Source organism: Gottfriedia luciferensis (genome assembly GCF_002156865.1).
Lineage (GTDB): Bacteria > Bacillota > Bacilli > Bacillales > Bacillaceae_G > Gottfriedia > Gottfriedia luciferensis.
On sequence record NZ_NCTA01000006.1, the window covers coordinates 82,759 to 95,527 of the forward strand.

The following is a 12,769-nucleotide window of genomic DNA, read 5'->3' on the forward strand; positions in this document are numbered from 1 at the left end:
TGAATGCTAAACAAATAGGAATTGGAATAAATCATACGATTTTGAATATAAATTGTAGAATAAATATATATCTAGTTATTCAAAAAACTACGAGTAATTACATAAGGACAAGGTTTAAATCATTACGAAAAGTGAGGAAAACAAAATGGAGTATGTAAAATTGGGTAATACCGGTTTAGACGTATCGAGACTGTGTCTTGGATGCATGAGCTTTGGCATACCGGACCGATGGATTCATCCATGGGTACTAAATGAAGAACGCAGCCGTCCAATTATTAAAAAAGCTCTTGATCTTGGGATTAATTTCTTTGATACAGCAAATGTTTATTCTGACGGGACGAGTGAAGAGATTGTTGGGAAAATCTTAAAAGAATATGCAAATCGTGATGAAATTGTCCTTGCGACTAAAATCTACTTTCCTATGCATAAAGGTCCGAATGGTTCTGGACTTTCTCGTAAAGCAATCATGAGTGAAATTGATAAAAGCTTAATGCGACTTGGAACAGATTATGTGGATCTCTATCAAATTCATAGATGGGATTACAATACTCCAATCGAGGAGACAATGGAAGCATTGCATGATGTTGTAAAAGCCGGGAAAGCAAGATATATCGGAGCTTCAGCAATGTACGCTTGGCAATTTTTAAAAGCATTACACATTGCCGACAAAAATGGTTGGACTCGGTTTGTCTCAATGCAAAATCATTTGAATTTAATTTACCGAGAAGAAGAACGGGAAATGCTTCCACTTTGTAAGGAAGAAAAAATCGGCGTAATTCCTTATAGTCCACTAGCTGGAGGTAGATTAACACGTGATTGGAGTGAAACAACATACCGTTCTGAAACGGATCAAGTAGCGAAAGAAAAGTATGATGCTACTGCAAAAAATGATCGATTAGTTGTTGACCGAGTTGCAGAACTCGCGGAAAAACATGAAGTGCAACGTGTGCAAATTGCTCTTGCTTGGTTACTAAATAAAGTACCTGTAACTGCTCCAATAATCGGTGCTACAAAAATAGCACACCTCGATGAAGCGGTATCAGCACTTTCTATCAAACTAACTACCGAAGAAATTACTTATTTAGAAGAACCGTATGTACTACATTCTCTAGTAGGTCCACAGTGATAATATAAGAAAAATCATTCAGTTTAGGCTGCGTTTTGCAGTCTTTTTTATTACACTATTTGAATTAATATTTCTTACATTAGAAATAAGAATCGCCGTTTTAATTTACTTTTTTTGGATAACGGTAGAGTAACTTTTCCTAAATTAATTGCCTGATCATCTAAGGAGGAGAAAATGAAAAAACTAATAATCCCTATTCTTTTGATCATTATTATTTTAGAAGGATATTTTCTAATCAGTTCAAAAAATAGCGAAAAAAACATCCCATCAAGAGAAATTCGAATTGGTTATACTTATTTTCATAATCCTGATCAAATTAATTTTAAGAAGGTTATCACAGATTTTAAAAATCAAAATGATGTAGATTTTATTGAAAGTATATTTTGGGGTGCCGAAACGATTAGCAATCCTAATGTAAACGTTAAGTTCCCTGATGTACATTTGTTCATAAATAGTCCACGGCAAGGTACCTTAATATTAAATGCTAGAGTTTGGTTTAATAATGAGGGAGCAATACTAGCTACAAGTGCAGATGTTAACTGGCACAAGGTTTATTTTAGAAAAATAAACAAATTGGAATCAGATTACTTTAAAAAAGTGATTAATTTTAAGCAGAAAAGTGTGAAATAATAGAATGATATAAAAAAAAGAAAGAATCCTGATTTCCGGTTAGTGGGTATCAGGATTTTTCTATTTCATAAGGATTCGCTTAGTAAAGAATTTATATGTAAACTCTTTCTGTCGCTAGACTTAGAGAATCAATTTTTACCCAGCATTCGACCTTTTCATTTCCATTCTAGGGTGCTCGCTTTCGGTGATCAAAATTTAAAAAGTCTAATGTAATTTTCCTTTTAAATAGATAATTTTTTCATAATGAAAGTATTGATAATGCGTACTTGAACTATACTCAAAATAAGACTTACTAATTAGGAGGCAAAAAATTGAATGATCGAATTGAAAAAGATTCAATTGGGGAAATCAAAGTACCAGTCGATAAGCTTTGGGGAGCCCAAACACAGCGGAGTTTTGAAAATTTTAAAATTGGTTCTGAAAAAATGCCGATTCAATTAATTTATGCTTTAGCATTAATAAAAAAAAGTGCTGCAATTACAAATAAAAAATTAGGGAAATTGGATAATGATAAAGGGAATGCAATAATTGAGGCTGTTAATGAAATTTTAGATAGAAGGCATGATGAACATTTTCCACTAGTAGTTTGGCAAACGGGGAGTGGTACACAAACAAATATGAATGTGAATGAAGTGATCGCACACCGGGGGAATCAAATATTAGAAGCCAATGGAATAAAAAAGAAAATCCATCCTAATGATGATGTAAATATGTCACAAAGTTCAAATGATACGTTTCCTACTGCAATGCATATTGCTTGTACAATTTCATTAAATGAGCAATTATTACCTGCTATTAATAGCTTAAAAAACACATTTAGCAAAAAAATCGATAAATTTAAAAATATTATTAAAATTGGTCGAACACATTTACAAGATGCTACTCCATTAACTTTAGGGCAAGAAATAAGTGGTTGGCACCGAATGCTTGAAAAAAATGAGCAAATGATCGTGGATAGTTTAAAATTCATTTCTGAACTAGCTATCGGAGGAACTGCAGTCGGAACTGGAATTAATACACATCCAGGTTTTGCGACAATGATGGCAGAGGAAATTAGTTCGTTAACTGGATTTCGTTTTACTTCAGCAGTAAATAAATTCCAAGCATTAACGAGTCATGATGAAATCGCTTATACTCATGGAGCACTAAAAGCATTGGCAGCAGATTTAATGAAAATTGCAAATGATGTAAGATGGATGGCGAGTGGACCAAGAAGTGGCATTGGTGAAATAAGCATTCCTTCAAATGAACCAGGAAGTTCAATTATGCCAGGAAAAGTAAATCCTACCCAATCTGAAGCACTCACGATGGTTGTTACACAAATTATGGGGAATGATGTAACAATTGGATTTGCTGCAAGTCAAGGAAACTTTGAATTGAACGTTTTTAAACCTGTAATAATATACAATTTTCTACAGTCGGTTGAATTACTTTCAGACGCTATTACTTCATTTAATGTTCATTGTGTAAAGGGCATAGAAGCGAATATAGAAGTGATTGAACGAAATTTAAAACAATCATTAATGCTTGTTACTGCATTAAACCCTCATATTGGTTATGAAAAAGCAGCAGAAATTGCTAAATTAGCGTACAAGGAAGGCACTACCCTTAAGGAAGCTGCATTAAAAACAGGCTATTTATCAGAAGAAGAATTTGATCGTATTGTCAGACCAGAAAATATGATTTAGCAGCTTTAATTTGAAAAGAAGTGATATTTGTTTGTTAGTTATCTGTTCATTTCATTCCTAGGCTTCATAAATACGGAGTAGGCTAGTAAGATATTTTTAGTAATTTTTTACCAAAGTTCACATAGATAGATTATACTGACTTCATTCATTGAACATAAAGTATAGAGAAAGAAGGCGGACTGATTGCAACCCCTTAAAATGAGTTCAGAAGATGAACTACAAAAATTTGAAGCAAATCTTAAAAAGTATAATTGGGTTTTAATGTTAATTGCAGTGATTACAATACCATTTATTGTAAGTAATTTGTAAAAATGAAGAAAACGATCACAAGAAAAAAATATGTTTCATCGTTTTCATTTAGTCATCGTATTTTGCGGTGGCTTTTTTATTTATGTAATATAATTTCCAAATTATATTTTAAGGGAATTTAAATCATCATAGTAATTAGGTTTAAAAGTATATATGAGGTGACTGAATTCTATTCTCCTCCTACTTTAATTATATCATTTAAAAAAAGGTAATTATAGACTTTTTATTCGCATTTACTACTGCTAAAATCAATAGAACATTAATGGTAAGGAGAGATGTGGAATGAGTTCTTTGGTTCTTGAATTTCAAGAGATAGAAAAAACACAACTATTTCTGGTTGGTGGAAAAGGGTTAAATTTGGGAGAATTATCAAAAATTCAAGGAATACAAGTACCAAAAGGATTTTGTATTACAACTGAAGGGTTTCGAAAAGCCATTGAACAAAATGAAACTTTTAATAAGTTGTTGAATGAACTTACAACGTTAAATGTAGAAGATCGTGAACAGATTAGAGAGTTAAGTAGAAAGATAAGACAAATTATTATGGAAATAGAAATTCCTTCTGATGTTGTGAAAGCTGTTTCTCATTATCTCTCCAAGTATGGTGAAGACCATTCTTATGCAGTGCGTTCTAGTGCAACTGCCGAAGATTTACCGCATGCTTCTTTTGCTGGTCAACAAGATACTTATTTAAATATAATCGGCAAAGAAGCAATCTTACAACATATAAGTAAATGTTGGGCTTCTCTATTTACAGATCGAGCAGTGATCTACAGAATGCAAAATGGATTTGACCATAGGCAGGTATACTTATCCGTAATCGTTCAAAGAATGGTTTTCCCACAGGCATCAGGGATATTATTTACTGCTGATCCAGTTACTTCTAACCGAAAGATTCTATCAATCGATGCTAGTTTTGGACTTGGAGAAGCACTTGTCTCTGGTTTGGTATCGGCAGACTGTTATAAAGTACAGTCAGGGGAAATCATAGAGAAGACAATCGCAACCAAAAAGTTAGCTATTTACAGTCGAAATGAAGGTGGAACTGAATCACTAGAGATCCAACTTAATCAGCAAAAGACTCAAACACTTACTGAACAACAAATTTTACAATTAGAACGAATCGGAAGACAAATTGAAGAATACTTTGATTACCCACAAGATATCGAATGGTGTCTCGTTGATGAGACATTTTTTATTGTACAGAGTCGTCCAATCACAACTTTATTCCCGATTCCCGAAGCGAATGATCAAGAAAATCACGTCTATTTATCTGTCGGACATCAACAAATGATGACTGATCCAATGAAACCATTGGGCTTGTCTTTCTACATGTTAACGACTAGGGCACCTATGCGAACCGCTGGTGGTAGATTGTTTGTAGATATCATACAACATCTGTCTTCACCTGCCGGTAGTAAAATGCTAATAGACGCTGCTGGGAAATCCGATCCGTTAATAAAAGATGCACTGATGACCGTCGTAGAACGAAAAGATTTCATAAAACCATCACCGGAAAATAATAAAATACCGAGATCTATCCAAAACAACAACAAAGATGAATCGTCTTCAAGTTTTCAGCCTCAAATCGAAAACGATCCAACTATTGTTTCTGATTTGATAAATCGTAATCAAACATCTATTGAACAATTAAAACACAACATCCAAACGAAATCGGGATTAGAATTATTTGATTTTATTCTTGAAGATTTGCAAGAATTAAAGGAAATATTATTTGACCCGCGAAGTTCGAAGGTATTTTTGACGGCTATGGATGCTACTTCATGGATCAATGAAGAAATATATAAGTTGTTAGGGGAAAAAAACGTAGCAGATACGCTTTCTCAATCTGTACCTAACAATATCACTTCGGAAATGGGCTTAGAGCTAATGGATGTAGCAGATGTTATTCGCCCTTATCCAGAAGTAATAAATTATTTGCAACATGTAAAAGATGAAAACTTTTTAAATGAACTGATTCAGTTTGAAGGTGGCCAAAAAACGAAAGATGCTATTTCTGATTATCTCAGCAAATACGGAATGCGATGTACTGGAGAAATCGACATTACTAGAACACGTTGGAGTGAAAAACCAAGTACGCTTATTCCGATGATTTTAAGTAACATCCAAAAATTTGAATCTAATGCTAGTACACGGAAATTTGAGCAAGGGCGACAGAAATCAATAAAAAAAGAACAAGAGTTAGTAGAAAGATTGATGCAATTACCAGATGGTAAAGAAAAAGCTACTGAGATAAAAGAAGTAATTAGCCTAATCCAAAATTTCATCGGTTATCGTGAATATCCAAAATATGGGATGATTAATCGCTATTTTGTCTATAAGAAAGCATTACTAATAGAAGCAGAAAAACTCGTTCAAGCGAAATTAATTTCTGAAAAAGAAGATATATACTATCTCACTTTTGAAGAATTTCACGAAGTCGTACGAACTAACAAACTGGATTATCAAATCATTAGTAAACGAAAAGATGAGTACAAATTATATGAGAGACTAACACCACCTCGTGTTATTACGTCTGATGGTGAAATCATTGTCGGTAAATATAAACGTGAAAATATCCCTGCGGATGCGATTGTTGGTCTACCTGTTTCGTCTGGAGTGATAGAGGGAAGAGCACGTGTCATCTTAAACTTGGAAGACGCTGTACTGGAAGATGGCGATATATTAGTCACCCCTTTTACTGATCCTAGCTGGACACCTGTATTTGTATCGATTAAAGGTCTAGTTACTGAAGTTGGTGGTCTAATGACCCATGGTGCAGTAATCGCACGTGAATATGGCTTACCTGCAATCGTCGGTGTGGAGAATGCTACCAAAATCATAAAAGATGGGCAACGAATTCGTTTGCATGGTACAGAAGGGTATATTGAAATACTATAATTTGATATTCGTCGTAAATAATCATTAGCGGTACTATAAATTAGTCAAAAAAGCCGTCTTTCCAGATATGGAGAGCGGCTTTTTTGTCTAATTTACTCATCTTATAAACGAACATCGAACAGAATCGTTTTAATTATATTTTTAATTTTCAATAATTACTAGAAAACTAAGAATGAATTAGTAGCATTATACAAACAATAAAAGACTAATCTCAAAGGGGTAGTTAGATTGAAAAAATTTTGCTTACTAATTTTATTAATTTTTATTATTTTTACAAATACAGCTCAAGTATCCTTTGCTGATCGTCCGGAACTCGTATCTGCTACTCTTAAGGTTCAAGTAAGGCCATCATCTAAGCCAGCAGTTCCGGTAGGGGAAAATGGACTACCAATAAAAGGTGCACGAATTATTGTAATAAATTCTTCAGGAACTACGCTTGGAACTACGTTAACGAATTCAAAAGGTGAGGCCAAACTTCCTTTGATAGTCAATAGGGACGCAAGATTTCCTATGAAACAAATGGCTGTAGTTACGGTTATCACTCTAGCAAATGGATACAATGAACACATTGATTTTGACGTACCAATTAATGAATTCAACGATCATACTGGGAGACTATCTGTTTCGCTTTGGGCCATCGATCCCAAAAGACGGAATGAACCAACTTTTACAAATGGTACATTTCACAGATTCACTGTTTTTGAAATGTTGAACTTTTATGCGAAAAAAATAAGATTAACAAAACAAAAGGTTAGCCAAGAAATTAAGGAAGAAGCTCCATGGGGACCAACAATACGAAAAAACCTTCATTAGTGAAGGTTTTTTCGTATTGTTGAATGCAACTTCAAATGATGGTTATTTATCAGATTAGCGATTTAACTATTTTTACTTTACAAATGTAGTTGAAGCGAAAAAATAATGGAGGGGCTCACGAATACTAAGTCGTGAGCTGATTTTAATATGAAGATATTCAAATTTACTTTGGAAAAAGTTTTTCTATTTAGGCTCACTAATATTAATAGTTTTATTAACTGGTTGCAGTATCAAAAAACCAATACAAATTATTAAGCTAAAGACGTCTGGTACTTATGATATGCGTGTTATACGCGTATTTGGTGAAACCAATATGCCTAGTGGAAGTAAGTTTGATTTAGATATACGAGAAGAAAATAGTAATCAATCAATTTACAAAGTAGTTTTAAAAGTAAACAGTAAAGGTGAGTTTTATTGGGCTGACTTAAACCCGGATCCTTCAAAAGTGTAACACATTGATTTCGTTTTTGATCCGACTCATCAAACGAAGAAAGTACAAGAGATATACGGAAAGCATGGAGAATTTATAAAAAATGATAAATTTAATGGAGTATTAAAGAAGAAGGATAAAGTGGTTATTGAACGATCTACTACTCTTGAAAAATTAGGTAAAAATGGAGGTGTCACCTCAATCGGTGGTAATTTCTTCCTGACTAGTAATAATTTGCCGCAAAGTAAATAGAATTGGGATTTATTCACTTATAAAATTTATATCAATTAGACTATTAAGCAATTTAAAAATGAATCTGAAACTATATGGGAAAGAGGGCTATATTGCTCTCTTTTTTTATTTAGGCTCTGTTCATGTTAATTGTTGATAATTTACAAAACACATTTTTTAGAAAGATTTGCTACTGTATTCTGCTTCTGTTGCCTCTAGTATTGATTTTGCCAAGACATTGATTGGAGTGGAAGGTGGGAGACTCCTATGGGAGTAGCGGGAAGGGTGAGACCCCGCAGGCTTGCCGAGGAGGCTAAAGCCTCACGCCCCATGGAAAGCGATCATCCTGGAACGGAAATCATCAACATTCTTTTTTAACAGAGTGTTTATTAAAGGCAAATGGCATTCTAAATCTTATTTTTTATGACTATCTTATGAAATTATAAAAAACCATTTTCTACTTTATTATAGCGTATAGTAGATAGAGATATCCTTTTATGTAGAGAAATTAGAGAAGTTCCTCATGTTTAGAACAAATATTCTCAAATAGCACATTTTAACAAATGGATGGTTTATATAAATATATCCTTAAACTCATGATCAAACATTATATTTTCATTAAATAGCTGATTTGATACAAAATATTTACAATTTTGAAACATTTATTTGCTATGATTTTTTCGAAGACAATTTTGAAATCTAAATCTTATTGAAAATAGAGGTGAAATTTTGAAAAACAATTTTAAAAAATTATCGGTAATTGCCATTAGTAGTTTCATATTATTATCTGGTTGTATAGAGGTTAAAGCTAAAAAAAATGATAGTACAGCCATCAAAAGTAATCATAATACAGTTTCTAATCTAAAGAACAATCTAATAAACTCTGATCCAATTCTTGATGAACTAAATAAACTTACTCTTAAAGAAAAAATTGGCCAAATGATTATCGCTGGTTTTGATGGAACAACATCAAGCAATGCAAATACTCTTCTTAAAAATTATAAACTAGGTGGCGTAATTCTTTTTGGAACAAATATAAAAAGTCCAAGTCAATTAGTAAGCTTAACAAATGAAATAAAAACAGCCAATAAAAACAATAAGGTTCCTTTGTTTATCTCCGTTGATCAGGAAGGCGGTAGGGTAAATCGAATGCCCTCATCCGTTTTAAATACACCATCTGCTAGGTCAATTGGAAATAAAAATAATGTCCAATATGCATTTAATATAGGTAATGTGATTTCAAAGGAGCTATCATCCTTTGGATTCAATACTGATTTTTCACCAGTTTTAGATATTCAAAGTAATCCTAAAAATACCGTAATAGGAGATCGTTCTTTTGGTACAAATTCAAGTATTGTTTCAAAAATAGGTGAAGGAATGATGGAGGGAATTCGTAAAGGAAATACGATTCCTGTTATTAAACATTTTCCAGGGCACGGGGATACTTCCGTAGATTCACATTTAGAGCTTCCTGTCGTAAACAAAGATTTATCAAGTTTAAAAAAATTTGAATTAATTCCTTTCGATAATGCAATCAAAAATCATGCGGATATGGTGATGGTGGCACATATTTTAATGAAAAAATTAGACTCCAACTATCCAGCTTCAATGTCAAAAACTGTGATAACCGATCTTTTACGAAAACAATACGGGTATAATGGAGTAGTTATAACTGACGATATGTCAATGGGTGCTATTGCAAAACATTATAGCTTAAGTAATGCAGCTGTGAGGTCTATAAATGCGGGAAGTAATATTATTTTAATTGGACATGGAAACAACAATGTAAAGACTATTTTTAACAGTATCTATACGGCAGTTAATAATCGTCAAATTTCAGAAGACACTATTAATAAAAGTGTTTATAAAATTTTGTCGTTGAAACAAAAATATAGACTTAATAATAATAAGGTTCCAGCAGTCAATGTTACAAATTTAAATAAACAAATTATGCAAGCTATTTCTACTTCCAATCAAACTAGTAATATACAAAGCTCTCTTTTAAAAAATATTTCAACGAATGCTAAGGTAGGAAAAATAATAAATGCAGAATTTAATGTAATGAATTCGAGTATTGATTCAATAAGGGCAAAATGGGGAAAAGAAGACAGTAGTGTATACGTGGCATCTGCAAAAGGAACATTTAACACTTATACAAAGAAAAACGTAGTAGTTGGATATCAAAAAGGTCACCCAATATTTGAATTGCGCTCTTTTGATCCTCAGTTAAAAAATTTATCTATTTCTAATATAAAAAATTATTTTGGATCACCTAATTCAGATGTTACTACTTCAAATAACGAAAAAATAGTAACATATTTAATTGGATCATATAAGCTTAAATTTGTATTTCCTTTAAAGAATAAAAATTTAATTTTAGACCATTATTCAATTTATAATCCAAAAAATGCTAATAATAATATGAGTAATTAAACGTTAATTTAGTCAATGAAAAACAACTATAAAAAACCTGTTCACATAACTGAACAGGTTTTTTACTATTTTCCAGCGATAGTTATGTTTTAAAATTCAACCTATTCACTAAGTAAAATATCCAAATTATGCAAATGATAAAAATGGAAATTATACTCTAGAAGACGTAAGGAGATATTCATGCATAAGAGATTTATAATCATACTATTTACTATTTTATTCTTATTCTTACTTCCATCGATTAAATCACTTGCAATCGTAATAGTTGAGGTTAAACCCGGAGATAGTTTAAATAAAATTTCCGCACAGTACAAATTAAATGTTAAAACTTTTGCTCATTTAAATGGACTTGAAAAAAATGATAAACTAGTTATCGGTCAAGCTATGATCATACCAGGAACAACGTACTATGTGAGAGGATCTGAAACGTTATGGGATATTGCTTTTAGACATTCGATTAGTGTTGAGCTATTGAAATCCAAAAATAACCTAACAAATGACAAAATAATTGCTGGACAAAAATTGTTTATTCCGTCAATTTCAAAAAAGAAAATATGGACAGGTACTTATTTTATACCTAAAAATAAAAAAACGAATAATTGGATGCTGGACCATTATAAAAAAACGTTAACAAGTATTTTTATTTTTGAATATCATTCGACTAAACAAGGAAATTTGATAAAAGTAAAAGAAAATGGTTCCATTAAACAAGCTTGGAAAAAGGATATAACACCATATGCGACCTTTACTAATATTAGCGATAAAGGTTTTGATCCAAGTTCATTTCATGTTCTTATAAGTAATAAAACTTTACGTAAAAAACTAATTTCAACTATCTATAATTTATTAGATCGAAATGATCTTAAAGGAATCAATTTAGATTTAGAAATGGTTAACTCAAATGACCGTGAAAACCTTAATCAATTTCTCAAAGAATTATCTGTTAAGTTGCATCGTTCTAAAATGGAACTAATAATAGCAATGCCTCCTAAAGAAGCAGATAATATTCCAAGTTACTATAATGCTTACGATTATAAAACATTAGGAAAATATGTTGATAAGATGTTTATAATGGCATATAACTGGCATTGGTCGAGCAGTACTTCAGGTCCTATTGCCCCCATACAAAATGTGAGAAAATCTTTACAATACGCTGTAAGTGTTGTTCCAAACTCAAAATTATTACTTGGAATTCCTCAATATGCATATGATTGGCCAATAACAGGTATCCGAACAGGGATCGCCTACTCCACACAAAACGCGATAAATATGTATCAGAAATATGAAAGCCAAGTCTATTATGATCAAGAAGCATCGGCACCAGCGTTTCGATATCTAGATAAAAATGGAACACAGCATGAGGTATGGTTTGAAGACCCTAGAAGTTTACTTGCAAAATTTCATCTAGCAAAAGAATTTGGTTTAGCTGGATTAGGGTGCTGGCATATAGGGATAACAATGCCACAAACAGAAGAAATATTATTAGATGAATTTTGGATTCAATAAATTTTTTTTAGAGAAGAGCTTTTTAACTAAAGTTCTTTTTTCTATATTTAACTTTTTATTCATTATTTAACTAATAAAGTAAAAAGTGGTAATTAGATGATATTTTTCAGACACAAAAAGAATAGTGGCGATTTATTCATCGCCACCATTTCATCAATTATTTCACTTTAGGATTTTTAGGATTTTTATTTAGCGATTCAATGTTTTGATTTCTTTCTCCACCATCAGATAGTTCTTCTGAAAATTCATGGTCCGCTTTTTTACCCAACAGAAGCTCAGATGAACGGATCGTGCTAGATGGCAAATTATTATTCGCTGCGGCTTGTTCGTTCCATTTACTCATTAATCTCACCTCACTTTATTAGTATTTGAATATGTCGTTGTAATTATTTAAAAACATGTCTTAAGATTAGGGATAGTTTTTATAAATCGTGACTTAATATATCAATGTTTATTTTTAAATATCTTTCAATAAGGACCTTCCTGCTTTACCTGCTCTTAACACCTTCCACTCCAATCAATGTCTTTAAATTGTATAAAATCTTTCTAAAAAATGTGTTTTGTAAATATCAACAATTAACATTAACAGACCTATTTTTTAAGAATGAAAATGGCAGCTTGCTCTATTATGACGCTGCCTTTTTGCGATTCCTGTAAGTATGATACTTAGATAATTGGGGAATCTAACTAATATTTATAGGT

The 12,769-nt window shown here is 32.1% G+C and carries 9 protein-coding genes; 8 read left to right on the forward strand and 1 reads right to left on the reverse strand.

Annotated features, from left to right (window positions below; genetic code table 11):
• Positions 1-145: 145 nt before the first annotated feature.
• The 8 genes from B7R67_RS07065 (at position 146) to B7R67_RS07095 (ending at position 12,067) form a co-directional block, all read left to right on the forward strand.
• Positions 146-1,126 carry an aldo/keto reductase gene (locus B7R67_RS07065; RefSeq protein ID WP_088068913.1) on the forward strand — a complete coding sequence of 327 codons (981 nt, stop codon included), beginning with the start codon at positions 146-148 and terminating at the stop codon, positions 1,124-1,126.
• Positions 1,127-1,300: 174 nt separating this feature from the next.
• Positions 1,301-1,756: a hypothetical protein gene (locus B7R67_RS07070; RefSeq protein ID WP_088068914.1), complete on the forward strand. Its 456-nt coding sequence runs from the start codon at positions 1,301-1,303 to the stop codon at positions 1,754-1,756.
• 311 nt (positions 1,757-2,067) lie between these two features.
• Positions 2,068-3,444, forward strand: a complete 1,377-nt coding sequence (gene fumC / locus B7R67_RS07075) for a class II fumarate hydratase (RefSeq protein ID WP_088068916.1) — start codon at positions 2,068-2,070, stop codon at positions 3,442-3,444.
• 591 nt (positions 3,445-4,035) lie between these two features.
• Positions 4,036-6,654, forward strand: coding sequence for a phosphoenolpyruvate synthase (gene ppsA / locus B7R67_RS07080; RefSeq protein ID WP_088068918.1), 2,619 nt, complete (start codon positions 4,036-4,038; stop codon positions 6,652-6,654).
• 228 nt (positions 6,655-6,882) lie between these two features.
• Entirely contained in the window at positions 6,883-7,467 is a 585-nt protein-coding gene (locus B7R67_RS07085; RefSeq protein WP_088068920.1) for a hypothetical protein, read from the forward strand.
• 313 nt (positions 7,468-7,780) lie between these two features.
• Positions 7,781-7,918: a hypothetical protein gene (locus tag B7R67_RS22055; protein WP_158095044.1), complete on the forward strand. Its 138-nt coding sequence runs from the start codon at positions 7,781-7,783 to the stop codon at positions 7,916-7,918.
• Between the two features lie 939 nt (positions 7,919-8,857).
• The gene (gene nagZ, locus B7R67_RS07090) at positions 8,858-10,561 is read left to right on the forward strand and encodes a beta-N-acetylhexosaminidase (protein ID WP_088068922.1); all 1,704 of its coding nucleotides are present in this window, start codon (positions 8,858-8,860) and stop codon (positions 10,559-10,561) included.
• A 180-nt stretch (positions 10,562-10,741) separates the two neighbouring features.
• Entirely contained in the window at positions 10,742-12,067 is a 1,326-nt protein-coding gene (locus B7R67_RS07095) for a glycosyl hydrolase family 18 protein (RefSeq protein ID WP_088068924.1), read from the forward strand.
• Positions 12,068-12,224: 157 nt separating this feature from the next.
• On the opposite strand, the gene B7R67_RS07100 is transcribed toward B7R67_RS07095, so the two are convergent.
• The gene (locus B7R67_RS07100) at positions 12,225-12,410 is read right to left on the reverse strand and encodes a hypothetical protein (protein ID WP_088068926.1); all 186 of its coding nucleotides are present in this window, start codon (positions 12,408-12,410) and stop codon (positions 12,225-12,227) included.
• Between the last annotated feature and the right edge of the window lie 359 nt (positions 12,411-12,769).

What these genes read in the sequence shown, in the direction of transcription:
- B7R67_RS07065 (WP_088068913.1), top strand. Translation starts at nt 146, where the DNA reads ATGGAGTATGTAAAATTGGGTAATACCGGTTTAGACGTATCGAGACTG.
- B7R67_RS07070 (WP_088068914.1), top strand. Translation starts at nt 1,301, where the DNA reads ATGAAAAAACTAATAATCCCTATTCTTTTGATCATTATTATTTTAGAA.
- ppsA (WP_088068918.1), top strand. Translation starts at nt 4,036, where the DNA reads ATGAGTTCTTTGGTTCTTGAATTTCAAGAGATAGAAAAAACACAACTA.
- B7R67_RS22055 (WP_158095044.1), top strand. Translation starts at nt 7,781, where the DNA reads ATGCCTAGTGGAAGTAAGTTTGATTTAGATATACGAGAAGAAAATAGT.
- B7R67_RS07095 (WP_088068924.1), top strand. Translation starts at nt 10,742, where the DNA reads ATGCATAAGAGATTTATAATCATACTATTTACTATTTTATTCTTATTC.
- B7R67_RS07100 (WP_088068926.1), bottom strand. Translation starts at nt 12,410, where the DNA reads ATGAGTAAATGGAACGAACAAGCCGCAGCGAATAATAATTTGCCATCT.